Below are 23,570 nucleotides of genomic sequence, written 5' to 3'. Positions count from 1 at the left end.
GGCGCTTTCAGCACGGCACATCGACGGTGACCGCCGCCCCGCCCCCGAGGTTCTCCACCCGCGCGCTGCCCCCATGAGCCATGGCCACCGCCTGCACGAAGGCGAGCCCCAGCCCGGACCCCTCGCTCGTGCGGCTGGCCTCCGCGCGGGCGAAGCGGTCGAACGCCCGGGGCAGGAACTCGGCCGGGAAGCCCGGCCCCTCGTCCGTGACGGACAGCCACAGCCTGCCCTCGTGGACGGTGGCCGTAACGGCGACGGCCCCGTGTCCGTGGCGCAGGGCGTTGCCGACGAGGTTGCCGATGGCGGGCACCAGCCAGCGGGCGTCGACGTCGACGCTGGTGTCCGCCACGTCGGCGGTGAGGCCCCGCCCCGCCCGCCCGGCGGTGCGCAGATGCGGGGCAACGGCGGTCTCGACCAGGTCGGGCAGTCGTACCGGTGCCCGGGTGATGTGGTCGGCGCTGCCCAGTTCCTCCAGGTCCAGCAGGGCGTTGGAGAGGTCGATCAGGCGCTGGACCTCGGCGTCCACCGAGCGCAGGGTCTGGTTGAGCTCCTCGGCCGAGCGGGGGCGGTGCAGCGCGACGTCGACCTCGGCGCGCAGCAGGGCCAGCGGGGTACGCAGCTCGTGGCTGGCGTCGGCGACGAAACGGCGCTCACGGGCGGCGGATGCCCGAAGGCGGTCGAGCATGCGGTTGAGGGTGTGTCCGAGCCGGGTGATCTCGTCGTCGCGGTCGGCCGGCACGTCCAGGCGCAGGTTCTGCGCGCCGTCGGCGAGGGTGGCGGCCGCGGTGCGGTACCGCTCGACGGGGCGCAGGGCGGCGCGGGCGGTGCGGTAGCCGACGTACGAGGCGGCGATCAAGGTCAGCCCGGAGGCGAGGGCGAGCTGGGCGAGGAGTTCGCGCAGCGCCTCGTCACGGTGCCCGCGGCGTACGGCGGCGACGACCACGCGCGTTGCTCCGCCGGCCGTGACGCGCTCGGCCTGGAGGCGCAGGGTGCCCGGGGTGATCGGCAGCCGGGGGGCCGACGTCGCGGTGCACCCTGCGGCCGCGCACGGCGGAGTCGAGCTCGGCGGGCGTGAGCAGGGACCGGTGGTCGACGGTGTCACTGGAGCCGAGGACCCGGCCGTGCGCGTCGAGGACCTGGTAGAGGCTGCCGCTGGGGCCCGGCGGCAGCGCGGTTCCGGCGTGCAGGGCCCGGTCGAGGCTGTGCCCGTAGGCGGCCAGGTCGTCGTGGAGCTGCTGGTCGAGGGCGGTCTGGACGCGCCAGTAGACCAGCCCGGCCGTACCGGCCAGGACGAGGGACATGGTGACGGCGACGGCCAGCACGAGCCGCGTGACGACGGGCAGCCGCCCGAACCATGCACGCAGCCGTCCGGCACACCTCGACGCCGTCCATCCCGGGCAGCATCACGTCCAGGACGATCCCATCCAGGCGCGGGTCACGGGCGGCGGCCAGCCCGGAGGGGCCGTCGTAACACCCCTCGGCGGTGTGTCCGGACTCGGTGAGGTAGCGGACGACGAGGTCGGTGAGGCGGGTCTCGTCGTCGACGACCAGGTAGTGCATGGCGGCCAGGCTAACCGCCCCCGGCTCCGGCTCCGGGCGCCCGGCAGGCTTCATGGTCTGTTCATGTGACATCCCTACCGTCCTTCACGTCGCGGCGCACCGCGGGCCGCGACCGGTCCGCCGTCCGACGTGCCGGGACGGAAGGGACAGCAATGGACGTACTGGTGCTCGCCGCCAAGGGCATCACCCACCACATCGCCCCCAGCGACCTCGTCACCCGCGGCGGCCTCGACGTCGTCGCCCTGATGGTCCTGGTCGGCTGGCTCTACCGGCGCCGCCCCAGCGTACCGGCGATGCCGCTGGTCCTGGCCGCGCTGAACACCGGGCTGTTCGCGGCGATGAGCACGATCAGCGCGGGCAAGTTCCCCGCCGGGGTCGGCTTCGGACTGTTCGGCATCCTCTCCCTGGTCCGGCTGCGCAGCGCCGCCTTCACCCTGCGCGACGTCGCCTACACCTTCGTCACCCTGGTCATCGCCCTGTGCACCGGGCTTCCGCAGCGCGACAGCTGGCTCGTCATAGCCCGGGACGCGGTGGTGCTGCTCGCGGTCCTGCTGGTGGACGACCCCCGTGCCTACGAGCCGCCGACCCGCACGGTGAAACTGACCCTGGACCGGATCTACGAGGACCCCTCCCTGATCGCCCAGGACATCGCGTTCCGCTTCGGCCGGGCACCGCTGTCGGTCGAGGTCGACGAGGTCGACTACGTCCGCGAGACCACCCGGGTCTTTGCCCGCTACCCCCTCGCCCCGGACAAGTCCGCCGGCGCCCAGGACGCCCAGGACGCCCAGGACACCGAGCCGCGCGAGCAGGTGGCCGTCGGATGACCTCCTCCCTCGCGGCGGACCTCGCTCTGTCCGCGCTGCGCGGCGCCACGCTCGCCGAGGTCGACGCGGCGGCCGCGCTCCAGCACCGCACCGACCGCAAGTACCTGGTCCCCCTCGACCGCGCGCGCGACCTCGTCGCCCGGCTCGCCGACAGCCACCATGTCCTCGACCTGGCCGGCCGCCGTACGACCGGCTACCTCAGCACCTACTTCGACACCGCGCAGCTCGGCGCCTGGCGGGCCCATGTCCAGGGGCGCCGCCGGCGCTGGAAGGTCCGCACCCGCCTGTACGCGGAGGACGGGCTGTGCCGGGTGGAGGTGAAGACGAAGGACGGGCGCGGCGCCACCGTCAAGCACGCCCTCAGGGTCCCCGCCCATGGGTACGGCCAACTGGACGACCGGGCGGCCGAGTTCGTCGACGGGGTGCTGCGCCGGGCGGACATCCCCGTCACCGCCGCGGCCCTGTCCCCGGCCGCGGAGGTCCGCTATGTCCGCGCGGCCCTCGCCGACCTGGACCACGGAACGCGCGTCACCCTCGACGGCGGCCTCACCTGCCACCACGGGGACCGCACCGCGGCCCTCGAGGCGGGGCAGGTCCTGGTGGAGACCAAGGGCGGCGCCCGTCCCGCCCCCGCCGACCGCCTGCTGCTGCGCCTGGGCGCCCGGCCCGTCTCCCTCAGCAAGTACGTCGTCGGCCGATCGCTGCTCACGCCGGGCCTGCCCGACAACGACGTACGCCGGCTCGCCCGCGCCCACTTCACCGCCGTCACCGCCGTCGCCGCCGCGGCACACCCCGTACCGCTCCTCGAAAGGACCCCGTCGCATGAACGTCCTGCGCGGCATCAAATGGCCGTACGCCGTCATCGCGCTGATCGCCGTGGCCGCCGCGGCCTTCGGGCTGCTGCGACCGCAGCTGGCCGCGGCCGGATTCCCCGGGCTGAAGCTCTCGGCGACCGACCGCATCAAGCAGAGCCCGCCCCCGGCACTCTTCACCGACGCCCAGATCGCCCCGATCGGCAAGCTGGCCGCCGCCCAGCGGACGAAGGCCGACGCCCTCTTCGCCCAGTGGAGGAAGGCGCACGGCACCGCCCGCGACGACAAGGCGTTCGCCGCCTGGGCCGCCCGGCAGGTCCCCGCCCCGCCCGCGGCGAAGCAGCGCACCGCCGAACTCCGCCAGGTCCAGGCCCTCGCCAAGACCCGGACGGCCGCCGGGAAGAAGGCGGCCACCTGGCTGGAGCTGAACGGCAAGAAGGACGTCTGGAAGGTCTACCTGCACGACCAGACCGAACTCGTCCCCGCCGCCAAGGGCACGGCGGAGAAGGCCGAGCTCAAGGCGGCGCTGAAGCTGGCCAAGACGATCAGCGACCGGCTGGCGGCCAAGGACAGGCAGCCGGCGCCGTTCGTCCTGGACCCGAGCCTGCGCCCGGAGAAGCACATCAAGCCCGGCGCCAAGGGCCCGTACTCCTACCCCTCCCGGCACGCGGCCCGGTCCGCCGCGGCCGTCACCTTCCTCAGCGCCCTCTCCCCGCACCGGGCCGAGGACTACGAGTGGATGCGGGCCCAGGTCCTCTACTCCCGCCTCTACATGGCCGGCCACGTCACCAGCGACCTGACGGCCGGAACGCTGCTGGGCGATCTGATCGGTGACTACGAACTGGCGGTCAGCGGCCACTGACGGCCACCCGCGCCGCTGACGGGCGCCTTGACCACTGCTGTGGCCAAGGCGCCCTTCGGTCAGCTGACGTGCAGGGTCAGGGCCGCGGTGTGCAGCCTGCCGCCGGTCTTGAACTGGAGGAACAGCCGCCAGTTCCCCGACCGGGCGAACTCGGCGTGGAAGGACAGCTCCGGCCCGCCGTGCTCGCCGTCGGCCTTCGTCTCCGGGTGGAGGTGGGCGAAGGCCAGATCGCCCTGGTGGAAGGCGGTCAGGTGGGCGTAGGTGTCGAGGTAGGGCTGGAGGTCGGTGACCGGCTTGCCGTCCTTGGTGACGGTGGCGGTCAGCTGGTGGGCCATGCCAGCCATCAAGTCGCCCTTGACCGTCACGGTGTACCCGTCGACGGTGGTCGTGCCGGACGCCTCGGGCAGGGGCGAGGTCATCGCCATGCCGGACACCTTCACGGTGCGGCTGAGGACGAAGCCCTGGCCTTTGCCGGAGCCGCTGTCGGGGGTGAAGGAGGCGTACAGCCGCCAGGTGCCCGGCTGCAGCGCGGCCAGCGGCGCGGTCCAGGTGCCGCTGCGGGCCATGGTGGGGTGCAGGTGCTGGAAGCCGGTGAGGTCGGAGCGGATGGCGTAGAAGTGCATCCGCTGGGTCTGGTCGACGGCGAAGCCGGTGACCGGCTTTCCGTCCGGGCCCGTGATGGTGAAGCGGTACCCGGTCGCCTTGCCGGCGGGCAGCGCGGAGGTGGTGGAGGCCATCCGGTAGCCGTCCTTCTGGGCGGCCAGGCCGTTGCCGGGGGACGCCGATCCCATGCCGGGCATCGACGCCATGTCGTCGGAGGAGGCCGGGGCGGACGGCGTGGAGCCGTGGTGCATGCCGGCCATGGCTCCGCCATGGCCGTTGTCACTGCCGGAGCCGGCGCCGGAGCTTGAGCCGCAGGCGGCGAGGGTCAGGGTGAGCGCCGCGGTGGCGGCGGCCGCCGCGAGGGCGCGGCGGGGCGTGCGGAAGAGCTTGGACATGGATGTGTCTTTCCAGGTGGGCGCCGTGAGACGGCGCGGCCGAACGGGTGAGACCTGAGCGGGACGACGGCAACGAGCCGAGCGCCGAGCCCCGGGGTCTCGTCACGTCCGCGCGATACACACCTGGAGAAGCAGTTCCCGCCCACCGCCCGGCGGCCCCCGGCGCCGGGTACCGCCGGACGCCCGCCGGGCCCACGGCAGCACGAGGGCAACCGGAACCACGAGGCCGGCCGCGGCGGCCGGGGCCGACGGGATCTCGGAGCGGGGGGTGACGGCGAGGCACAGAGCGCCCGGCATGGCGTCGTGCGCGCGAGGGACGGCTTTGGCGCCCACGGCCAGGGGGCGGTCGGCGGGGGCCGCAGCCATGGAGTGCGCGGCCAGGGAGCGCTCGGCGGGGTGCGCGGCCATCACGGCATGCCCCGAAGCCGGGGCCGAACCCGAACCCGATCGCATGGCGGTGGTGTCCGGCATGCCCCCGTGGCAGCCGCCGGCGGCCGCGGCCGGACCGCCGTGCATGAGAAACAGCCCGAGCAGGACGGCGACCAGAACGCAGGGCCGTACCGCGGAGCGGATACGGGCCCTGACCGTGCCGGCGACGGGCTGCGCGAGCTTCACGGTTTCACCTTACGTGGACGTACGAGCAGGAGCGCGGGGGAGCGGGCCGAGGGGATGGGGTGTTCGAAGGCCACGTTCCTCTGCGCAACCTGGAGCACCAGCCTTTTCCCACGTGCCGAGGCAGAGAAGTGGGAAGTTACGCGGATCAATCTGCGTATTACTGGCCGCGACAACCTGCATCGCGGGGCGGCGGCCGGATGTGCGGTGGCTGGAGCAGGTCGTCACCGCACTCGGCCTGGAGGAACGGCTGTCCCACCGGCCCGGGGAGCTCTCCGGGGGACAGCAGCAGCGCGTCGCCTGCGCCAGGGCTCTGGCAGGCCGGCCCGAGATCATCTTCGCGGACGAGCCGACGGGCAACCTGGACACACGATCCGGAGCGGAGGTGCTCTCGCTGCTCGGGCACTTGGTCCGCGGGATGGGTCAGACGATCGTGATGGTCACTCACGACCCGGCCGCCGCCGCGTACGCGGACCGGGTGGTCTTCCTCGCGGACGGCCACGTCGTGGACGAACTCCGGCAGCCGGAGACAGACCAGGTTCTGGAGCGCATGAAGCGGTTCGACGGGCGAGGAGCCCCTGATGAGAACACCTGATGGGCGGATGCGTTCCCTCATTTTCCTCATTCCGTGGCCATCGCTCGCGACTCGCGTGAGTCTCGGGAATTTCTGCGGCCCAGTGGCGCATGATCGAAGTGCGGTCAGCGTCGCATGCCTCGACGATGGCGGTGAAGGGCGGAGTGCGCGCTGGTGACAGTCGAGTACTCCGCTGAGTCATGCGTCAAAGAAAGAGGGAACCATGACGGCAACGACGGAGACTCCCACTCGAGAAAAGGCCGAGGCAGGCCAGGAAGAGTTCGGCGAGGAATCCGCCTTCGGTCCGCTCCTGCTGGCAGCGATGCTGTCCCGTCGCGAGGAGCGCGGCGAGGAACCGATCGTCGACCATCCGCTTCTCCTCGCCGCGCTCGCGCGGCGCCGCGAAGAGGGCGGCGAGGAGTCGATCATCGGGCATCCGCTTCTCCTCGCCGCGCTCATGCGCCGTCGTAAGGAGCGTGGCGAGGAGTCGATCATCGAGCACCCGCTGCTGCTTGCGGCGCTCATGCGTCGTCGCCGTGAGGAGCGTGGCGGGGAGTCGATCATCGAGCACCCGCTTCTCCTCGCCGCGCTCGCGCGCCGTCGTGAGGAGCGTGGCGAGGAGTCGATCATCGAGCACCCGCTGCTGCTTGCGGCGCTCATGCGTCGTCGCCGTGAGGAGCGTGGCGAGTCGCTGATCGACAACCCGCTTCTCCTCGCTGCGCTCATGCGCCGCTAAGAGGAAATGGCGACCCCCTGCCCCCCGAGCCTTGCAGTCGTCGGCATCGGGGGGCAGGCCCCGTACGGCAATCGAAGACTTGAGGAACCAGAATGGCAGCTGAGTCGGGCGGACAATCGGAACGGGATCCCTTGGAGGCCTTCATCGACGAGATCTTCGAGGAAATTGTGCGCGATGCCGGAATTCCGCATGCCGGTGCCGGTGTCCGGCGTGGAAAGGATCCAATGGCGGGGGCCCTGATGGAAGCGGTCGTGGCGTCCCTGTCCCACCCGCCCTCCCGTTCTTCTGAACTGGAAAGGGTCCTGCTTGCACAGACCCTGGCGACCGCGCTGGCGGAATCTCTCGCGCCCGCTCTGGCAGATGCGCTGGCCTCGGAGATCATGAAGGTACTGACCCACCATGCGTCCTCTCAAAGAGGCGGCACCCAGGAAACCGTCGGTGGGCCCGGTCGCGGTCACCGCTCTTCCGGGGGTGGCGACCGTTCCTAGCGGGCCGCCTCCCTGGCGCCCGGGGGGGGTGCCTCTATGTCTTTCGTCAAGCGAGGCGTGGGGTTCTGGGTTCGTAGAAGGTGCCGTCGCGGAGCATGGCGAACAGCACGTTGATCCGCTGGCGGGCCAGACGGAGGAGGGCCTGGGTGTGGGTCTTCCCGCGGGCCCGGCATCGGTCGTAGTAGGTGCGGGAGGCGGGATCGTGCAGGGCGGCGAACGCGGACAGGAACATCGCCCGCTTGAGTTGCCGGTTGCCGCCTCTGGGCGCGTGTTCGCCGTGGATCGAGGTTCCCGATGACTTGGTGGTCGGGGCGAGGCCGGCGTAGGAGGCCAGGTGGGCGGCGGTGGGGAAGCTGGTGCCGTCGCCGACGGTGACCAGCAAGGTGGCGGCGGTCCTGACCGCGACCCCCGGAATCGAGGTCAGGACCGCGGAAAGAGGGTGAGCCTCCAGCAGCTGTCCGATCTGTGCTTCCAGGGCTCGTCGCTGTTCGTGGACGGCCGCGAGCGAGCGGGCCAGGGAGGGGATCACGAGGTCGAGGGTGCCGGTGCCCGGGACCACGACGGTCTGCTCGTCGAGCGCGTCGAAGACCTCGTCGATCAGCCGGGCGGCCATGCGCGGGGCCTTGGGCCGGATCACCTCAACGAGCTTGCGGCGACCGGCCTTTCGCAGGCTGGCTGGGGATCCGTAGCGTTCCAGCAGCCAGGTCACGGCGGGGTGGTCCAGGCGCGGGCCGAGGACGCGTTCCAGGCTGGGGTGGAACTGGGTGAGCAGGCCGCGTATCCGGTTGGAGGTGCGGGTCGCCTCGGCCGCCAGGTCCTGGTCGAAGCCCACCAGCACGGTCAGCTCGGCGGTGATCTCGTCGGTCAGCTGGAGCGAGCGCAGGGTGTGCGGCATGGTCCGTGCGGCGTCCGCGATTACCGCGGCGTCCTTCGCGTCGGTTTTTGCCTCGCCCGGGTAGAGATCGGCGATCCGCCGCATGGACAGGCCGGGCAGGTAGGCGACCTTGCAGCCGGCGTCCCGGGCGACCGTGAGCGGGAGTGCTCCGATGGAGGCGGGCTGGTCCACGATCACCAGCACGGTGCCGAACTTCGCGGCCAGCTTGTCGAAGACGGCCCGCAGCTTCGGCTCGCTGTTGGGCAGCTGCTTGTCGAAGACCTTCTTGCCGGCCGGGGTCAGCCCGTGCCCGTGATGGGCGCTCTTGCCGACGTCCAGGCCGAGGAAGACGCCCACGTCGTCGATGTCGTCCAACCCATCCTCCAGAGGGGGGTTCGTGCGGTGCTGGCCAGGGCGTTGGCGTCGTATGCGCGCATCCACGTTATGCAGACCTGCCGCCCGCAAGCGGCCGGGCGTTGCGCCGGGCCAGGCGGTAGTCGGACCTCTCATCAGCGTCTCCAACGGCGCCTCTCGGGCCCGGTGGCACCACCCCCCAGGTCATGCTTTCGACAGGGGGGACCAGCCATGCCGGGCCCGGAGGCCAGCGGTCCTCTTGCAGGACCGCGAAGAAGATAACGGGGGTCGGCCGGGGGCCTTCGTCGTGCCCGAGCGGGGGTTCCTCCGTCGCCCGCCGTTGGACCGGCGGGTGTTCTCTTCACCGGGGATCCCGAAGATGTGCTCTCCCCGCCTTCGGCCTGCGGCCAGGGCACCAGCAGGTGAGCGGCTTCCCCTGCTGCTGCCGTGTTGTGCCGCTCGGCCGCGCCTCGGGCGGTCCGGAAGCAGCGTCCGTCTCCGCCGCCGGGCGTGGCACGGTGATGGGTCGTCAGCCCAGCGTCCCGAGCGCCGCGAGGATGTCGGCGGGTTCGGCTCGGGTGGTGTAGTCGGGGTTGACGAAGGCCCATCGGATGGTGCCGGCGCGGTCGATGACGTAGGTGGCGGGCAGCGGCAGGGTGCGCCGGTGGCCGTCGTTGACGCGCCGGAGGTCGAAGCCGAGCTTGTCGTAGACGTCGGCCAGGTCGTCGGGGAGGTCGAAGGCGAGGCCGTACTGCTTGGCGGTGTCGGAGCCGATGTCGCTCAGGACGTCGAAGGCCAGGCCGTGCTTCTCGGTGAGGGTGAGGGACTCGTCGGGGATCTGCGGGGAGACGGCGACCAGTCGTGCGCCGTGCGCGGTGATGTCGGTGTGGTGCTGCTGAAGGGCGTGCAGGGCGATGTTGCAGTAGGGGCACCAGGCGCCGCGGTAGAAGGTCAGGACGACCGGACCCACTGCGAGCAGGTCGTCCAGGGCCACCGTCCGACCGGTCGCCGAGGGCAGCCGGAAGCGGGGCGCGGGATCGCCGATGCCGAGGGCGCGGTCGGCCTGCCCGGAGTCGGCGAGTTCCTGACCGGCTCGGCGCATGATCTCCCGTATCTCGGCGGGGATCTGCTGCTGGCGGGCTTCGTAGAAGGCGCGTAGCTCGGCGTTGAGTGTGGTCATGGTGTCCGTTCCTCCCGGTCGACGTTCCGACTAACTTGGAATGACCGTTTCAAGATAGCGTCGGCGTGATCCCGCGCCAAGGGATCCGGCATGAATGGCTGGAGGGTGGGCGGGGGTATCTTGAAATCGTCGTTTCAAGATGGCGGGTGAACCATGGCGGACATCAAGCACTTCGACCCGGATGCGGCCCTGGAGACGGTGGAGCGTCTGTTCTGGCGGCAGGGCGTGGCCTCGACCGGCATTCAGGACGTCGTGACGGCGACCGGTCTCAACCGCTCCAGCCTCTATGCGACCTTCGGTGGCAAGCAGGAGCTCTACCTCGCCGCACTGCGCCGCTACCTCGACCACCGCGCCCGGCCGGCGTTCCACCGGCTCGCACAGGACGAGCGGGGGCTGCCCGCCATCGCCGACTTCTTCGCCGGCCTGATCGAGGCGCGATGCTCGGGCGAGTACGCCCGCTGGGGCTGCATGGCCGTCAACGCGCATGCCGGCGCGGAGCATGAGGGGCCCGAGGTCCGTGCCGTCCTCGACCAGCATCATCAGGAGTTGCGGGACGCGATGCGCGCGGCGCTCGTCACGGCCGAGGCCGACGGCCAACTCGCCGCGGGAACCGATCCGGAGGCATCGGCCGAGCTGCTCGGCTTGCTCGCCTACGGTGTGAACCTGCGCTCGCGCGCCGGAGCCGATGCTCAGTCGCTGAACCGGACGGTGACGGCCGCGCTGAAGTCGATCGCCCGCCTGCCCACCACGACGCGGCCGAAGCCGAGCTGATCCGTCAGCGGTGCGTCGATCACTGGCCGGGCCTGCACCTCACGGGCATTCCCGGCGGACCATGCCCAGTCCCTGCACCCGGATGCGCCCTGGGGGACGCCCGAGCAGACACCAGCTGCCGAGGCCGCCCGCTCCTCCGCCCTCAACGGCGCCCTGAACGACCTCCAGAAACCCGTCAGGGCCTGATCCACTCACTGGATCAGGCCCTGACCTGGCACTACAGCGTCGGGGTGGCGGGATTTGAACCACGACCTCTTCGCCCCGAAGCAACTTCGGTAGGCGTGCTGCCTTGGGAGGTCCTGCCGTCTACCGGCGCTGATGGTCCGCAGACGTCCGCGCTCGTCCGCCGTTGTTCGTCGGCGTTGTCACGCAGTTAGACACTCACCCGATGCGTGGATCAGCGCGAGTCAGCTCAGTTCTCCGGGCTCAGGCATGGCTGTACCAGTGTCGCAGATCCACTTGGGTGACCTGCGGCTGCCGCTCGCTACGACTGCCATGAGTAGGCGCCAGTGGTCGCCACCGAGCGGCGTCGGGCGGCCCAGAGACGGCCCAGCCGACGGGGCTGGGTCGCGTCCCCCGAGGTGGTGTAGCGATGTGGGTTCATGACTCCGCAGGTCACAAGCACCGACAGGGCCGACGCCCGAGCAGAGGCCGCTCCGGCGGCCGGGAACGGCATCGACAGCACTCGAGGGATCTCGACGGTGCTTGCTGAAGAAGCGGTCGCCGGAGCGAGGTGGCCCTGATTCCTACACCACTCGGCGGGACGCCACCCGGGGCTGCACGTCCCCGGCTGAGCTGCCACTGTCATCGTTCCGATCCCCTCACGCGAAGCAGACCGTCCCTGGCAATACGCGCCGCCGCCACGAAGGCATCGAGGCGATCATCCAGGTGGGAGCCGATCTGGAAGCCCTCCGCGTCGGGCCCGTGGGGACCTCGGCCGCCTGTTACCAACGCGGCCCGCTAGGGTGGCTTCACCCTTTGCCTCAAGGGGCACACGGCCAGTGAGACCCACGGAGGTACCGACATGAGCGCCGGAGAACGGGCCAAGGCAAAGGCCGAACAGATCGTCGGAAAGACCGTGCGGACGGCGGCCCACGCGATGCACAGGGAAACCCTCGCGGCGAAAGGCGCCGCTCTCGAAGCACGAGGCAAGATGCGAGGCACGAAGGAACAGACCAAGGGCTCCTACAAGCGCTGAGCACGCCGCCTCAGGCTTGAATCCGTCCCAGGAACGGCTGAAGGCTCAGGGAGAGGGAAACAACCTCTTGCCTGGGCCTTCTGCGTTCAGAGCGGGCTGCAGGAATCGAACCCGCGTAGCTAGTTTAGAAGATCGCGTATACGGGCCGGGTCTGAGCTGGCGATTCGCTGACCTGCGGTCTCTCGGGTCTCTCTCCGGCGTTCCCCGCTGCTCACCGCCGCTTGCCGCTAGATCGGGCACACGAGGGGCATGTATGCCTCTCTCTGGGCTTGCCAGGGTGTCACCGGACCCTTCACAGTCCATTGTGGCCTGTGCATGCGGCTGGCGGGATGTTGGGCTCCGCCGTTTTCTCGCCTGTACTGGGTCGCCGGCAGTGGTGGCATCACCGGACGAAGTGTCGATGAGAGCGCCGGGACCAGCGCACACCGAACATGACCAGGTCCGCCACGAAGACCACGATGCCGATGATCAGGAGGTAGGACAGCCCCGCCGCCACCGTGCCGATGATTCCCAGGGCGATGGCCACGAGGATCAGGAACAGGAAAAGCGCCATGGTGGCACATCCTCAAGCCTCTACTGCGGGTGATGAGCCGCCGCTGTGACCAGCGATTTGGTCAGCCTTCGGCGCTCTTGGGATGGAGGCCGGTCAGCGGCGTGCGAGGCGGCGCCCCTTACCGTGCTCGTAAGGCCTCTCGTAGTGTTTGAAGACCTCTTCTTCCCGCTCGACCGGCAGGACGTCATCCATGCCTATGGACGGCGCCTTCTTCACCAGCCCTCGCCCGTGTGCCACCTTTACGTACCCGGGGCCCAGCGTTGCTTCGTCGAGGGGCACGAAGACCAGTCGGTGCCGAGTCGGCAGGCCGGTACGGACGGTGGCCATGGTCGGTGCGTCGGTGGTGGTGTCCACGTAGACCGCTTCCAGGGCGCCGATCTTGCGTCCCTTGGGATCGATCACGTCCCGGTTGCGCCACTCGCGGATATCGGCTGAATGGATCATGCGTTGCTCCCTGCGGCCCGCGCCTCCCGAAGGCATTGCATCCGATAGGAGGAGTGGCTACGGAAGGTTCACCGCCTCTTCATCGTACTCTGACCGCCGGTGAATGCTGTCGAAAACGCCTGATCGCAGGCGGTCGCCTCCCCGCCGACCCACCACTCACCCCAGCTCTCTTCGGCTCTCATGCAGTGCTCTGAGCCGTCCCGGCGTCCAGGATTTGAGGACGGGCATCATCCTTATCAGGTCGATCACTGGGCCTATCAACGTCGGCCAACCGCCCGTGTGCCTCGGCCGATCATCCCCTGGCGTCCGGCCTCGACCGTCGCTGTTTGTGCTTGTTGGTGTCAGCCGCTGATGTCAGCAGCCGCAGGCGGTCTTGACGAACATCATGTTCAAGTCCTTCAGGGAGACCGTGAACAGCAAGTTCGGCTCCGACTAGAAGCCGAAGAAGTGAAGGGCCGGGTCCCTGACCTGCGCCTGTGTAATCGATCAACGCTGCGACCTGCAACGTAGCTGTCGGTGGTTGTCAGCGTTGGTCGTCGTTAGGTGCCCCCGCACGGCTCAGAGATGGCCCGAGCGGGGGGTGTCGTGGGTTGCGCCTCAATGCGAACGATGGGCGGGGAGGTCAAGTTCGTTCTCCACCCGGTCCGGCTGGGTCCCACCTCGTGCACCGGTGCCATGCACGACTGCTGGTTGTCGCCGCCGTCTGCTGTCGTGGCTGTAACTCGTGGATGTCAGAACGGTGCAACCACATGCAAGCACGTCGCCATGCTCTCGCGGAGGTCAGCCAGATGCGTGCGTGTGATCGCTGAGTGGCCCCACACGGTGGGATTCGTCCTGAACAAGCAGTGCCAGGAGTGAGGCTACCGTCAGGCCCTGGTCGGCTTCGGCCGGGTGGCGCAGGACCTTCGCGGGGTCGATCTGGTAGCTGTTGCCGCGCCCCTGGCGGCGGTGGGAGAGGTAACCAGCCTGCTCCAGGTCGGCGATGATCTTTTGCACAGCGCGTTCGGTGAGGCGGCAGCGGGCGGCGATGTCGCGGACGCGTGCGCTCTGGTTATCCGCGATGGCTGCAAGCACGCGGGCGTGGTTCGTCAGGAACGTCCATCCGTTGTGGGGCTCGGGCACATCATCCATGCCCCGAGTCTACGAACAGACATGCACGCAACCAAAAGCACGTACTAGATTTCGTGTAAACGTTGACGCATGTTCGCGGCATGGGGGAGCGTTGTAGCGGACCACGACGAACGCATCGGGAGTGAGCCATGCAGCACCCTTCCTACCGGGCACGGTCCGTCACGACGCCGGGCTTCCCCGGCCCAGGTGGAGGCGCTGCTGCCAAGCCCCTTCTGCCGGGCCAGATAGCCACCTCGTACGCGTCGAGCGACGACCGGGTGTATGTCACCGTGCGCGGTGAACTCGATCTCGTCTCGGGTCACCAGCTCCGAGACCAACTGAGCGATGCGCTTGCCGCTTCGTCCAGCGGTCTTGACCTGGACCTGAGCGGACTCAGCTTCTGTGACTGCGCCGGCCTGAACGTTCTCCTGGAACTTCGCCAGCGGGCCCTGAGCCGGAACAAGACCGTCGTCATACAAGACGCCAGTGCCGCGATCGGCAGGTTGCTCGATCTCACCGGAGCACGAGATCTGTTTGCGTCCCGGGAGGGACGTCGTTGTGCGTGCAGCCAGCCGCGTGCAAGGGCGGTGAGCTGACCAGCACGAGGGCGCTGCACTCCTTATCACGACCGTCACGCATCGGCGCCGCAGTGCGACGTGCGCGAATGACTGAATATCAGATTTTTTAACTGGACGCAGGTTGGAGGGCACGGTGGACTGGGAGCGGTTCGCGCAGGAGATGGCGTCTATGGCGCGTGATCTGCTGGCTCGGGATTCGGTGGCCGCCACCCTTGAGCGAATCACCGCCTGGGCCATCGAACTGGTCGACGGCTGTGACGCGGCCGGCATCCTTGTGCTGCACGACAAGCGGGTGGAGACCCTCGCCCCCACCGACCAAATGGTCATCGACAGCGACCGGCTCCAGGAGCGGCTGGGGGAAGGCCCGTGCTTCGATGCCGCCCACAGCTCGCGAGGGGAGCAGGTCTTCCGCATCGCCGACCTCACCGGTGAGGGGCAACGCTGGCCCGTCTACGCGCCCCAGGCCCATGCGCTCGGCGTGGGCAGCATGATGGGTTTCCTTCTGTTCACCGACGACGAGGACCTCGGCGCGCTGAACCTGTACTCCCGCAAGCCCGGCGCGTTCACCGAGATCAGTGAATTGTCCGGCTGGCTGCTGGCTTCCCACGCCGCGGTCGCCGTCTCCGCCGCCCGCACTCATGCCCAGATGGAAGAGGCCGTTGCCACCCGTCACACCATTGGCGAAGCCATGGGCATCCTCAGGGGCGCCCACCGCCTCACCGAGGAGCAGGCCTTCGACGTATTGCGCCGCTACTCGCAGGAACAGAACGTGAAGCTCCGGGAAGTCGCTCGCCAGATCTGCGAACGCGGCAGTCGCTGAGGGAGGAGGCCCGTGCTGGCCAGCAACGCAACTGCGGCTGTCGCATCTCTGCCAAAGCAGTCCCCAAGCGCTGCCAGCACCACGAGTGAGCATGTGAGCAAGTCGACTGAGAAGCAGTGGGACAAGCACGGCCCCTACCTTGACGAGCAGTCCTGCCGCAAGGCTGGCGAGGGCGGTGCGGCTCAGGGCGCTTGGCAAGAATTCAAGTGCTTGCGCGTATACAACGTCGACCAGTACCGCTACGACTGGCGGCTGTGACGACACGTCTGACCGACGCGGGGAGGCGGGTGGTCGGCCCCTCGAACATGCACGTCCGGCGCGCCGCCGGATGCCACATCAGAGTCTGAGGGCCGCGAAAGGCCATCAACACTCGGGCTCGACACCACAGCCGGTGTGGCCCGCCTGTCTTCACCCGTTTGGCTCGTCTACGGGTTCGTGCGCGTGCGGCGCGATACGGCGGGGCCTACTGTCGCCGATACGGGGCAAATCGCCACGAATCATGAGCATGGGAGGTCGCTATGAACTGGGACCCGAAGAAGGAGTACAGGGACGGCCAAACCGTCTTCCACGACGGCCGGAGGTGGGTTGCCATCCAAGATGTCCCGCCCGGTCAGACGCCGGGTAATGACAACGGCAACTTCTGGGAAGAGCGCTAGTAGGACTCCGTTAGGTCTGCCTTGATCTTGGTGTGGTCCTGCGGGGCAGGGGTTGGTTGCAGGTGGTGCAGATGCCGGTCCAGCAGTTCAGCAGGTCCTGGAGGGCGTCGAGGATCTGGTAGAGGGTGAGTCCGGTGTGTCGGCTTTTGGGGTCAGCCGCTGCTCGGTGAGGAAGGCATGGGCGGCGGTGACCAGGGTGGCGTGGTGGTGCCAGCCCGGCCAGGAGCGGCCTTCGAAGTGGTCCAGGCCCAGGCCGTGCTTGAGTTCCCGGTAGTCGTGCTCGATGCGCCAGCGGATCTTTGCCAGGCGGACCAGGTCGGCGATGGCGATCGGGGTGTCGTCGGGCAGGTCGGACAGCCAGAACCGGGTCGGTTCGTCCTCGCCGTCGTGCCGTCGGGCCATTCGGCCAGCAGTCGCACCTGGGGCAGGATGCCGTCCCACCGGCCGTGCTCGGCCACCGCGGCTGCCCGGGCCAGCCGACGCGGCCGCACCCCGGCCGGCCGGACCCACATCGCGAGGAAACGGGAGGTCATCGGACCGCGGGAGCCTTCCCGCCAGGTCACCTCCTGAAAGGCTTCCCGTCCGGCGGCCGCGGCCAGTTCCGCCACCGTCATGGGTGGCTGCCGGTAGCGGGGAACCGGCCGGCGGCCGTTGCCGGACCAGGCGGGAGCGATGGGGACTGCGTCATGCGGCTGGACGGTCAGATCGCCGCGGATGCCGACCACGTACGCGTGTCCCCGCTCGGCCAGGGCGGCACGGAAATCCGCGTTCTGGCCGTAGCCCGCATCGGCCACCACCACTGGCGGCACCAGTCCCCATCCGGCCAGTTCATCCAAGGCGTCCAGTGCGAGGCGCCACTTCTCCCGATGTCCGAGGTCTTCCGGCACACCGGTCTGCCGGCGCCGGACGGTGTCCTCGGCCCATTCCTGGGGCAGGAACAGACGCCAGTTCAGCGGGCACGAGGCCGTCTCGGAGACCGCGTGGACACTGACCGCGACCTGGCAGTTGGCCTGTTTGCCCAGCGCACCGCAGTACTGGTGGGCGACACCGACCGACATCCTGCCGTCCTTGGGGAACGACACGTCATCGACCGCCCAGGCGCCCGGGCCAACCTGCGGCACCATCCGCTCAGCGATCCGCCGACGCACCGGAACCGGATCCCACGTGGACTGGTTCACGAACTGCTGCAGGTTCTGCTCATTGCCGTCCGGCAGCCGCGAGGCCATGGCCTGGATGGACTTGCGGCGACCGTCCATCATCAGTCCCCGCAGATAGCAGTCGCCCTTGGCCCGCTGGTCCTTGCGCGGCACCGAGGCGAACACATCCGCCACGAATAACGCCAACTTCACCCGAACACGGTCCACTTCATGTGCGTCCACACACTCACCGTGCCCCTGAACAAGGTCGCCACACAGACCTAACGGAGTCCTACTAGTACTGCTCTGACCACATAGGTTCGCCGTGTTGGTGGGCGTGGCGGTTGGATGTGCGGTGACGTCCATTCGACCGCTGGAGGCGCGGTGGCTGAGCCTGTCCGTGTACGCAGATTGCAGCACTAGGCCGACCGATCCCATAAGGACTGGAATCAGAATGAGGTCTCTGGGCTAGGGGCTGACGGAATGTCAGTTTACGTTGGCGCGGCCCGGGGGTTTATGGAAGCTGGACTCCGGACCAGTCATCGACTTCGCACTGTCTGTCGGCGTTGTTGCCTGCGGTCACGACTGTGCCGTTGGCGCGCAGGCCAAGGGTGTGCGTTGAGCCGGCCGCCACGGCGACAATGTCGTGCCAATCGCCGACTTCGCACTGTCCGTAGCTGTTGTCTCCCGCCGCGAGGACCCGTCCGGACGCAGTGACCCCGACGGTGTGGTAGCTGCCCGCGTCGAGCGCCACTACGTCTTCCCACTCATCGACCTCGCACGCCCCGGTTGCGCGGTCTCCGGTCGCTACTGCCCGCCCGTCGGCTCTGAGGCCGACGGTATGGAGATACCCGGCCGAAATGGCAGCTAGGTCACGCCACCCTTCAACGGCGCACTGCCCTCGTCGGTTGTTCCCCGCGGCCAGTGCAGAACCGTCCGACCGGACGCCGACCGAGTGCCAGTCACCACACGAGAGGACGACCATCTCGCGCCAGGACTGCACGTCGCACTGTCCTTCCGAACTCCGGCCGACCGCCAGCACGCGGCCGTTCGCGAGTAGCCCGAGCGTGCGGCGCCAGCCTGCGGCCACGGCCGTGACGCCTCGCCATCTTGAACCGACCCGCAATACCCCCTGCCGCCGCGCCGACTCCGCACCTCGACGCCGTTCTGCCGCGCCTCTACCTCCCCGAGGAAGTCGCCGCGGTCCTCGGCTGCTCCGCCTGGTGGGTCAAGGACCGCGCCCGCCGGCGACTCATCCCGTTCACCCGCGTCGGCCGCGCCTACCGCTTCTCGTCTGATCACCTCGCCGAGATCGTGCGCATGCACGAAGAGCGCCCGGCTCGGAACCCGCAGCGTCCCGGTGGCATTGCTATGCCGGCTCGGCAGCCTGCCGTGCGAGAGCGTACCGAGGCAGCCGTGCCCACGGTTCGTCTCAAGGCCCGGCCGCCTCGCCGCATGACCAAGTCCCAGTTCGGAGCCGCCGCTTAACGCACCCCACACGAGAGAAGGGAGGGAACCCATGGGGTACGCAGAGAAGCGCGGCGGCTACTGGCGCGGCCGGTACAAGATCGAGGACGGCAAGTACGGCACGGTCGCCGATTCCACGGGTGCCGTGATCAAGTTCGCCACCAAGCGCGAGGCCAAGCAGGCCGCGGACGCCGAAGAGGTGACCGTTCGGCGCGGTCAGTGGCGCGACCCAGGGCTGGGTCAGGAGACCTTCGGTGAGTACGCCAGCCGCTGGTACGAGGCCCAGGACCTGGCCGCTTCGACCATGCAGAACTACAAGCGCCACATCGAGGAGCACGAGCTCCCCGAGTTCGAGGACAAGGCGCTCGCCGGCATCCTGCGCACGAACGTCGACGCCTGGGAGAAGAAGGAGAAGGCCCTGTACGCGGCCTCCAGCGTCAAGACCTGGCGCTCGACCCTCCACCTGATCTTCGAGGACGCGATCGACGAGGGCCTGATCACGTCCAACCCGGCCGCCAGGCGGCGCGGGCGCGGCAAACGCGCCGGCCGCTCCCGCAACCGCGGCCCGGAGAAGGTCGTCACTGACGCGCTCGGTATCCTGCTGACCGCAGAGCGAGCTGCCCTGCTCTCCGGCCGCGACGACGAGTTCGTCGCCGTCGTCCTCAAGGGCTACACGGGCAAGCGCTGGGGCGAAATCGTCGGCTTGGAGACGGAGTTCGTCCGGCCTGATGCGTTCCGCGTCGAGTGGCAGCTGTACGAACTGGACACCGGCGAGCTGGTGCGCTGCCCACCCAAGGACGACAGCTACCGGACCATCGACGCGATGGACTGGCTGTCGGCCCTGGTCTTCGATCACATCGCCCGCACGAAGCCGACACCCTGCCCATGCCACGGGAGGGCGTACGTCTTCCGAGGCCAGGGGGCAGCGCGGACCGGCGGCCACCACGGCGCCAAGCTCGCCGACGTAGCCCGGCTGGCTGGGGTCTCCACGGGGACCGTGTCCAATGTCCTCAACCACCCACACCGCGTCGCCGAAGCTACGCGGGTGCGGGTCGAGAAGGCCGTAGCCGACCTCGGATTCGTGCGAGGTGGCGCTGTCTCAAGGCATGCAGCCCACTGGCGCAGGAACGGTTTTGCGACCTGGTTGTTCACGCCGGCGGTCTCCGGCTGGTACCCGAAGAAGGCACCGCAGGAGGCCCGCCCCGTGCCCATGCTCGGTGAGCCGTGGCCCGGCATCCCGGCACGAGGGCGGGGCGCCACCGATCGCGCCGATGCCTGCTGGCTCCCGATCGCCAAGGGCCTCACGCCCCACGGCCTCCGTCACACCCACCGGACGATGATGGAGGACCTGGGCACGGAGAAGGTGCTCATGGACGAGCGTATGGGCCACCTCGACGGTTCGGTCTCCGCACGCTACGCCCACGTCACCCCTGGCATGCGTCGGCGCCTCATGCTCGGTCTCACCGCACAGTGGGAGGCATCCCTCGACGCCCGCCTGGCCCTGTGCCCGACTTCACCGGTGCGCGTGCTCAACAACCTCCTGCGTGCACGCGAGGTCGCCCTCCGGTAGCCCCACGGTGCCCCGCAACACTGTTGCGGGGCACCGCCGTTTCCCCGTACCAGGTCGGCGATGCAACGCTCATCCAGGTTGCATCGACCGATTCGGCGACACGAGCCCGTCCCGGATGACCAGATGGCCCTCAGCCTCGCCTTATCGCATGCACCAGATCACGCCACTTCGGTCCCTTTCGCGTTGCGCCTGCAACTTGAGATGCGAGAGGATGTTCGACGCACTGTGGGCTCTGGCGTCGCGAGGTGAAGCAGCGGCGATTGAGTAGTCCCAGCACACAACACGCTTACGGGGTGGGTGGATGAAGTTCGACATGGGGTCGACGACCCTGTCGCAGCTCGGGAAGAGCACCGTCGGCTCAAGCGACGACCTGGGAACGCTGATCAGGTTGCTGATCCAGGCGGCCGAACCGTTGGAGGGGAAGTTCAACGGTGCCGGCAAGGCCGCGTTCGACACGTTCAAGGTGCATGCCGACGAGATCACAGCGGACCTGAACAGCTCGCTGGGTGCGATCCTCGGCGGCCAGTCCGGTATGGACACGGCGTTCGGCAGTGGTGACGTGGAGTTGGGTGACAACGCGCACCAGAACATGGGGATGGCCAACTTCGACGCGGCCCGTTTCGGCGCGCGATAGCCGTCCTCGAAGAGCAAGTCACCGCTGTCGTCACCGTCTTCAAGGGGGACTCGATCATGGCTCAGAACCAAGACCGTCGCTCGTACGACACCGGCGCCTCCGCCGACGTACAGACCAGCCTGGCCGGCATCATCGGTCATCTGGAGCGCGTGCTGACCGACCGCGACCGGGCGGTCAAGGCGGCGATGGCCAACTTCCAGGCCGATGGTGTCTCGGACGAGTACCACGGCAAGGAGGTCCGCTGGCACAAAGCCGCGGCCGAGGTGCGCGAGATCATCCGTCTGGTGCGCAACACGCTGGAGCAGAACGACGGCACCGCTCAGGCCACCCTCGCCAAGGCGAAAGCAGCGGTCGACAACATCGGGTGACCGACGGTTGACGGTGCCCCCTCTCCGCTCCGTCGGCCGCTCGCCCGAACAGGCCATGCATCTGTAGCCTGCGCGACCATGGCTGACATGTTCGAGCTGATGCTTGCGTTGGACTTGCGCGACGAGTTGTCGGCGGGGGAACTCACGGAGCTGCGATGGCATCTGGGAGCGGGCCCCCAGCCGGAAACATTCCGTATCGTCACAGAATTTCCGGTCGTGGTGGATGACGAAGACGGAGAGTTCGTCATCGAGGATCATCCCGAGCCCCTTCTCGGTCAGCAGGGTGGTGGCTACAAAGTTGGGGGCGCACTTGTCTCCGTGTTGCTGCGTCTGCAGGACACGGGGCAGGAGTGCTGGGCGCTGACCAGCCGGCAGGAGATCCATCCGGACGATTTCGAGCGCACTGGTGAACTCCTCAGCTGGCTTGCGGCCAAGGCCAGCGAGCGGCACCGAGGCTCCGGCGGCGAGGTCCATCTTGGCTGGATTCGGTTCTACGAAGAGCGCCTGCCCGTGCCTTTGGTAGTGCGTGACGGCGCAGTCGTCTGGCCGTCATAGGTCCGGGACGACGGGGCGAGGTGGTCACGGAGGCAGAGCGCTATGGCTGAGGCATCGTCGGCCTGCGCTGCTGACCGCCGCCCATCTCCTGCCTCGTTGCGTCCCGAATCCGCACGGCGAGAAGATGTTCGGCGAGCACCCGCGTGTCCAGCGAACCGGATTTGAGTGATGTCAGCCCAGGATTACGACAGTCAGCTTCTTGAGTCCGTGGCGGTGCGGCGTCGGCGGTTGCGTGATGCCGTGTTGTTCGGGGCGCAGCGGCAGCGGCGGACCGTGGACGAGCGGCTCGGGAAGGCGTTCGCGGGGGTGGTGATCGCCGCCGTGGTGTGTGCCGGGTGTGTGGGGTGGTCCTTCATCGCACATCGCGTGATCGGGAAGGCTCCGTACGGGACCTCTGTGCCTGTGTCCACGCCCTCCGGTCAGCCCACCGCTCCACCGCAGCCTGGGAATTCGGCCCGATGATAGGTTCGAACGCGTGATATCCCGGGGGACTGTGAGCCGTACGGCACTGAGTCGAGTCACATTGGTCGGTGAGCGGCGTCGGGTGGATCTGGTGCTGCCGGCTCGGGAGCCTGTCGGGCTGCTGTTGCCCGAGGTGATGCGGCTGCTCGACGACCGGGTGGCCGAGCAGCCGCAGGCCCGGCACCTGGTGACGGCCGACGGAAGTGCTCTGGAGCCTGATGCCACGCTGGAGTCGGCGGGAGTGCCCGACGGTGCTGTACTCCGGCTGGTCCGGGTCGAGGACGCGCCGTCCGCTCCGGTCGTCCATGACGTGAGTGACGAGGCGGCCGGCGATCTGGATGTGCGGGCCTGGCGGTGGGACGCGAGGGCGCGGCGGATCACGGCCGCGGGCGCGGGTGTGGTCTGGGCGTCGGCCGTCGGCTTCATGGCGCGCCAGGGATTCGAGGCCAGGGCCGCCGGATGGGCGCTCCTCGTGACCGCGGTGGTAGCCGCGGCGGCTGGTGCGCTGCTGGGGCGGGCCGGGCACAAGGGGCTTGCCGCCGCTCTGGTCGTGGTGAGCGCCGCTGTGGGCGTGCAAGGCGCCTGGTCGGTTGCCGACGCACAGGGCTGGCCGGGAGCGGTGCGGTTGGCCGCCGTGCTCTCGGTCCTGGTGGTGGCGCTGTTGCTGCTCGGGTGGTTCTCGCCGTTCGGGCGGGGTGCGCTGGTCGGGGCAGGGGCACTGGCCGGAGCGGGCGCGTGCTGGGAGGTGGCGCTCGCGTTCCAGTCCGGCGGAGCCGGTTCGGCACGCGCCGGGGCGCTGCTTGCCGTGGTCTCCGTTGTCGCGCTGGGCGTGCTGCCCCGGTTGGCGCTGGCGGCATCGGGCCTGTCCGGGCTAGACGACCGGCGCTCCGCGGGCTCGTCCGTCAGCCGCTACCAGGTGGCCACCGCGTTGGCCGCCACGCATCGGGGGCTGGCGCTGGCGACGCTCGTCACCGCGGTCTGCGGTGCCGTCGCCGGAGTGCTGGCGGTGCGTACCGTGACGGTATGGACGGTGCTGCTGGCCATCGCCGTGGCGTTCGTCCTCGCGCTGCGGGCGCGCGCCTACCCGCTGGTGGCGGAGGTAGTCGCGCTGCTCGCGGCATCCATGGTGGTGGCGCTGCGGTTGGCCTGGTTGTGGCGGGAGCATTCGGGAGCCCCGGCACCGCTCGCCGCTCTCGGCGTGCTGGTCGTGGTGTCGCTGGGTGTGCTGGCCGTGCAGCCCGCCGAGCATGTCCGAGTAAGGCTGCGCAAGGCCGGCGACGTGCTGGAGTCGGCTGGTGTGGTCGCTCTGTTCCCGCTGGTCCTCGGGGTGTTCGGGGTGTACGAGCGGCTGCTGGGCACCTTCGCGTGAGGTGG

At 69.2% G+C, this 23,570-nt stretch carries 26 protein-coding genes and 4 pseudogenes; 18 read left to right on the top strand and 12 right to left on the bottom strand.

Features of this window, described 5'->3' with window-relative positions:
• Positions 1-7 precede the first annotated feature (7 nt).
• The 3 genes and pseudogenes from BFF78_RS19800 to BFF78_RS48295 all read right to left on the bottom strand — a co-directional run.
• Positions 8-943, bottom strand: a complete 936-nt coding sequence (locus BFF78_RS19800; RefSeq protein WP_069779588.1) for a HAMP domain-containing sensor histidine kinase — start codon at positions 941-943, stop codon at positions 8-10.
• Positions 909-1,322 carry a hypothetical protein gene (locus BFF78_RS48300; protein WP_069779587.1) on the bottom strand — a complete coding sequence of 138 codons (414 nt, stop codon included), beginning with the start codon at positions 1,320-1,322 and terminating at the stop codon, positions 909-911. The genes BFF78_RS19800 and BFF78_RS48300 overlap by 35 nt, the downstream gene beginning before the upstream one ends.
• A 58-nt stretch (positions 1,323-1,380) precedes the next feature.
• Positions 1,381-1,560, bottom strand: a pseudogene (locus BFF78_RS48295) (response regulator); the annotation flags it as partial.
• 152 nt (positions 1,561-1,712) lie between these two features.
• Here BFF78_RS48295 and BFF78_RS19785 point away from each other — a divergent pair.
• The 3 genes and pseudogenes from BFF78_RS19785 (at position 1,713) to BFF78_RS19775 (ending at position 4,058) form a co-directional block, all read left to right on the top strand.
• Positions 1,713-2,384: a DUF4956 domain-containing protein gene (locus BFF78_RS19785; protein WP_227025878.1), complete on the top strand. Its 672-nt coding sequence runs from the start codon at positions 1,713-1,715 to the stop codon at positions 2,382-2,384.
• A pseudogene (locus BFF78_RS43410) lies at positions 2,381-3,031 on the top strand (VTC domain-containing protein); the annotation flags it as partial. The gene BFF78_RS19785 and the pseudogene BFF78_RS43410, both read left to right, overlap by 4 nt.
• 175 nt (positions 3,032-3,206) lie before the next feature.
• Positions 3,207-4,058, top strand: a complete 852-nt coding sequence (locus BFF78_RS19775) for a phosphatase PAP2 family protein (RefSeq protein ID WP_069779584.1) — start codon at positions 3,207-3,209, stop codon at positions 4,056-4,058.
• Positions 4,059-4,117: 59 nt separating this feature from the next.
• On the opposite strand, the gene BFF78_RS19770 is transcribed toward BFF78_RS19775, so the two are convergent.
• Both BFF78_RS19770 and BFF78_RS19765 read right to left on the bottom strand, forming a co-directional pair.
• Complete coding sequence (locus BFF78_RS19770; protein ID WP_069779583.1) at positions 4,118-5,056, bottom strand: hypothetical protein; 939 nt, start codon at positions 5,054-5,056, stop codon at positions 4,118-4,120.
• A 102-nt stretch (positions 5,057-5,158) separates the two neighbouring features.
• Complete coding sequence (locus BFF78_RS19765; protein WP_079161393.1) at positions 5,159-5,671, bottom strand: hypothetical protein; 513 nt, start codon at positions 5,669-5,671, stop codon at positions 5,159-5,161.
• Positions 5,672-5,849: 178 nt separating this feature from the next.
• Here BFF78_RS19765 and BFF78_RS19760 point away from each other — a divergent pair.
• The 3 genes and pseudogenes from BFF78_RS19760 to BFF78_RS46265 all read left to right on the top strand — a co-directional run.
• Positions 5,850-6,263 (top strand): annotated as a pseudogene (locus BFF78_RS19760) (ABC transporter ATP-binding protein); the annotation flags it as partial.
• 202 nt (positions 6,264-6,465) lie between these two features.
• Positions 6,466-6,978: a hypothetical protein gene (locus tag BFF78_RS19755; protein WP_069779582.1), complete on the top strand. Its 513-nt coding sequence runs from the start codon at positions 6,466-6,468 to the stop codon at positions 6,976-6,978.
• A gap of 92 nt (positions 6,979-7,070) precedes the next feature.
• Entirely contained in the window at positions 7,071-7,466 is a 396-nt protein-coding gene (locus tag BFF78_RS46265) for a hypothetical protein (protein ID WP_159033029.1), read from the top strand.
• A 46-nt stretch (positions 7,467-7,512) separates the two neighbouring features.
• Here the strand turns inward: BFF78_RS46265 and BFF78_RS19750 are convergent, their stop codons facing one another.
• Together BFF78_RS19750 and BFF78_RS19745 are read right to left on the bottom strand one after the other, a co-directional pair.
• On the bottom strand, positions 7,513-8,715 hold the full coding sequence (locus BFF78_RS19750; protein ID WP_069776535.1) for an IS110 family RNA-guided transposase: 1,203 nt from the start codon (positions 8,713-8,715) through the stop codon (positions 7,513-7,515).
• 508 nt (positions 8,716-9,223) lie between these two features.
• The gene (locus BFF78_RS19745) at positions 9,224-9,874 is read right to left on the bottom strand and encodes a peroxiredoxin-like family protein (protein ID WP_069779581.1); all 651 of its coding nucleotides are present in this window, start codon (positions 9,872-9,874) and stop codon (positions 9,224-9,226) included.
• Positions 9,875-10,027: 153 nt separating this feature from the next.
• Between BFF78_RS19745 and BFF78_RS19740 the strand changes: the two genes are divergently transcribed.
• Together BFF78_RS19740 and BFF78_RS46920 are read left to right on the top strand one after the other, a co-directional pair.
• The gene (locus BFF78_RS19740) at positions 10,028-10,645 is read left to right on the top strand and encodes a TetR/AcrR family transcriptional regulator (RefSeq protein WP_069779580.1); all 618 of its coding nucleotides are present in this window, start codon (positions 10,028-10,030) and stop codon (positions 10,643-10,645) included.
• Between the two features lie 1,024 nt (positions 10,646-11,669).
• Positions 11,670-11,843, top strand: a complete 174-nt coding sequence (locus tag BFF78_RS46920; RefSeq protein WP_165289372.1) for a hypothetical protein — start codon at positions 11,670-11,672, stop codon at positions 11,841-11,843.
• A 382-nt stretch (positions 11,844-12,225) separates the two neighbouring features.
• Here the strand turns inward: BFF78_RS46920 and BFF78_RS46915 are convergent, their stop codons facing one another.
• The 3 genes from BFF78_RS46915 to BFF78_RS19730 all read right to left on the bottom strand — a co-directional run bounded on the left by BFF78_RS46915 (position 12,226) and on the right by BFF78_RS19730 (position 13,971).
• Positions 12,226-12,396 carry a hypothetical protein gene (locus BFF78_RS46915; RefSeq protein WP_165289371.1) on the bottom strand — a complete coding sequence of 57 codons (171 nt, stop codon included), beginning with the start codon at positions 12,394-12,396 and terminating at the stop codon, positions 12,226-12,228.
• Positions 12,397-12,489: 93 nt separating this feature from the next.
• The gene (locus tag BFF78_RS19735; protein WP_069779579.1) at positions 12,490-12,840 is read right to left on the bottom strand and encodes a PRC-barrel domain-containing protein; all 351 of its coding nucleotides are present in this window, start codon (positions 12,838-12,840) and stop codon (positions 12,490-12,492) included.
• A gap of 780 nt (positions 12,841-13,620) precedes the next feature.
• The gene (locus BFF78_RS19730; protein ID WP_069779578.1) at positions 13,621-13,971 is read right to left on the bottom strand and encodes a helix-turn-helix transcriptional regulator; all 351 of its coding nucleotides are present in this window, start codon (positions 13,969-13,971) and stop codon (positions 13,621-13,623) included.
• Between the two features lie 128 nt (positions 13,972-14,099).
• Here BFF78_RS19730 and BFF78_RS43405 point away from each other — a divergent pair, with 128 nt between their 5' ends.
• The 3 genes from BFF78_RS43405 to BFF78_RS46260 all read left to right on the top strand — a co-directional run bounded on the left by BFF78_RS43405 (position 14,100) and on the right by BFF78_RS46260 (position 15,606).
• Entirely contained in the window at positions 14,100-14,546 is a 447-nt protein-coding gene (locus BFF78_RS43405; protein WP_079161392.1) for an STAS domain-containing protein, read from the top strand.
• 115 nt (positions 14,547-14,661) lie between these two features.
• Positions 14,662-15,348, top strand: coding sequence for a GAF and ANTAR domain-containing protein (locus tag BFF78_RS19725; protein WP_227025877.1), 687 nt, complete (start codon positions 14,662-14,664; stop codon positions 15,346-15,348).
• A gap of 12 nt (positions 15,349-15,360) precedes the next feature.
• Complete coding sequence (locus tag BFF78_RS46260) at positions 15,361-15,606, top strand: hypothetical protein (RefSeq protein ID WP_159033028.1); 246 nt, start codon at positions 15,361-15,363, stop codon at positions 15,604-15,606.
• A 485-nt stretch (positions 15,607-16,091) separates the two neighbouring features.
• Here the strand turns inward: BFF78_RS46260 and BFF78_RS19720 are convergent.
• Positions 16,092-17,383, bottom strand: a pseudogene (locus BFF78_RS19720) (IS701 family transposase).
• 271 nt (positions 17,384-17,654) lie between these two features.
• The gene (locus tag BFF78_RS19715) at positions 17,655-18,230 is read right to left on the bottom strand and encodes an RCC1 domain-containing protein (protein ID WP_227025876.1); all 576 of its coding nucleotides are present in this window, start codon (positions 18,228-18,230) and stop codon (positions 17,655-17,657) included.
• Positions 18,231-18,250: 20 nt separating this feature from the next.
• Between BFF78_RS19715 and BFF78_RS48290 the strand changes: the two genes are divergently transcribed.
• From BFF78_RS48290 to eccD, 7 genes are all read left to right on the top strand, one after another.
• The gene (locus BFF78_RS48290) at positions 18,251-18,628 is read left to right on the top strand and encodes a helix-turn-helix domain-containing protein (protein ID WP_227025875.1); all 378 of its coding nucleotides are present in this window, start codon (positions 18,251-18,253) and stop codon (positions 18,626-18,628) included.
• A gap of 31 nt (positions 18,629-18,659) precedes the next feature.
• Positions 18,660-20,177, top strand: a complete 1,518-nt coding sequence (locus BFF78_RS19710) for a LacI family DNA-binding transcriptional regulator (RefSeq protein ID WP_069779577.1) — start codon at positions 18,660-18,662, stop codon at positions 20,175-20,177.
• Between the two features lie 301 nt (positions 20,178-20,478).
• Entirely contained in the window at positions 20,479-20,811 is a 333-nt protein-coding gene (locus BFF78_RS19705; RefSeq protein ID WP_069779576.1) for a hypothetical protein, read from the top strand.
• Between the two features lie 56 nt (positions 20,812-20,867).
• The gene (locus BFF78_RS19700) at positions 20,868-21,179 is read left to right on the top strand and encodes a pore-forming ESAT-6 family protein (RefSeq protein WP_069779575.1); all 312 of its coding nucleotides are present in this window, start codon (positions 20,868-20,870) and stop codon (positions 21,177-21,179) included.
• Positions 21,180-21,257: 78 nt separating this feature from the next.
• Positions 21,258-21,734 (top strand): hypothetical protein, encoded by a 477-nt coding sequence (locus BFF78_RS19695; protein ID WP_069779574.1) that lies wholly within the window; start codon positions 21,258-21,260, stop codon positions 21,732-21,734.
• A gap of 168 nt (positions 21,735-21,902) precedes the next feature.
• Positions 21,903-22,196 carry a hypothetical protein gene (locus tag BFF78_RS48285; protein ID WP_069779573.1) on the top strand — a complete coding sequence of 98 codons (294 nt, stop codon included), beginning with the start codon at positions 21,903-21,905 and terminating at the stop codon, positions 22,194-22,196.
• 13 nt (positions 22,197-22,209) lie between these two features.
• Positions 22,210-23,565 carry a type VII secretion integral membrane protein EccD gene (gene eccD / locus BFF78_RS19685; RefSeq protein WP_079161390.1) on the top strand — a complete coding sequence of 452 codons (1,356 nt, stop codon included), beginning with the start codon at positions 22,210-22,212 and terminating at the stop codon, positions 23,563-23,565.
• The last annotated feature ends 5 nt before the right edge of the window (positions 23,566-23,570 follow it).

Origin of the sequence: Streptomyces fodineus, from assembly GCF_001735805.1 — a bacterium.
In the GTDB taxonomy this organism is placed as follows: domain Bacteria; phylum Actinomycetota; class Actinomycetes; order Streptomycetales; family Streptomycetaceae; genus Streptomyces; species Streptomyces fodineus.
The sequence above is the reverse complement of the archived record's forward strand: the minus strand, read 5'-3'. Positions and strand labels throughout refer to the sequence as shown.

Coding starts and splice junctions, on each gene's coding strand:
- BFF78_RS19785 (WP_227025878.1), top strand. CDS start 1,713: ATGGACGTACTGGTGCTCGCCGCCAAGGGCATCACCCACCACATCGCC.
- BFF78_RS19775 (WP_069779584.1), top strand. CDS start 3,207: ATGAACGTCCTGCGCGGCATCAAATGGCCGTACGCCGTCATCGCGCTG.
- BFF78_RS19770 (WP_069779583.1), bottom strand. CDS start 5,056: ATGTCCAAGCTCTTCCGCACGCCCCGCCGCGCCCTCGCGGCGGCCGCC.
- BFF78_RS19755 (WP_069779582.1), top strand. CDS start 6,466: ATGACGGCAACGACGGAGACTCCCACTCGAGAAAAGGCCGAGGCAGGC.
- BFF78_RS46265 (WP_159033029.1), top strand. CDS start 7,071: ATGGCAGCTGAGTCGGGCGGACAATCGGAACGGGATCCCTTGGAGGCC.
- BFF78_RS19745 (WP_069779581.1), bottom strand. CDS start 9,874: ATGACCACACTCAACGCCGAGCTACGCGCCTTCTACGAAGCCCGCCAG.
- BFF78_RS19740 (WP_069779580.1), top strand. CDS start 10,028: ATGGCGGACATCAAGCACTTCGACCCGGATGCGGCCCTGGAGACGGTG.
- BFF78_RS46920 (WP_165289372.1), top strand. CDS start 11,670: ATGAGCGCCGGAGAACGGGCCAAGGCAAAGGCCGAACAGATCGTCGGA.
- BFF78_RS46915 (WP_165289371.1), bottom strand. CDS start 12,396: ATGGCGCTTTTCCTGTTCCTGATCCTCGTGGCCATCGCCCTGGGAATC.
- BFF78_RS19735 (WP_069779579.1), bottom strand. CDS start 12,840: ATGATCCATTCAGCCGATATCCGCGAGTGGCGCAACCGGGACGTGATC.
- BFF78_RS19730 (WP_069779578.1), bottom strand. CDS start 13,971: ATGGATGATGTGCCCGAGCCCCACAACGGATGGACGTTCCTGACGAAC.
- BFF78_RS43405 (WP_079161392.1), top strand. CDS start 14,100: ATGCAGCACCCTTCCTACCGGGCACGGTCCGTCACGACGCCGGGCTTC.
- BFF78_RS19710 (WP_069779577.1), top strand. CDS start 18,660: ATGGGGTACGCAGAGAAGCGCGGCGGCTACTGGCGCGGCCGGTACAAG.
- BFF78_RS19705 (WP_069779576.1), top strand. CDS start 20,479: ATGAAGTTCGACATGGGGTCGACGACCCTGTCGCAGCTCGGGAAGAGC.
- BFF78_RS19700 (WP_069779575.1), top strand. CDS start 20,868: ATGGCTCAGAACCAAGACCGTCGCTCGTACGACACCGGCGCCTCCGCC.
- BFF78_RS19695 (WP_069779574.1), top strand. CDS start 21,258: ATGGCTGACATGTTCGAGCTGATGCTTGCGTTGGACTTGCGCGACGAG.
- BFF78_RS48285 (WP_069779573.1), top strand. CDS start 21,903: ATGTCAGCCCAGGATTACGACAGTCAGCTTCTTGAGTCCGTGGCGGTG.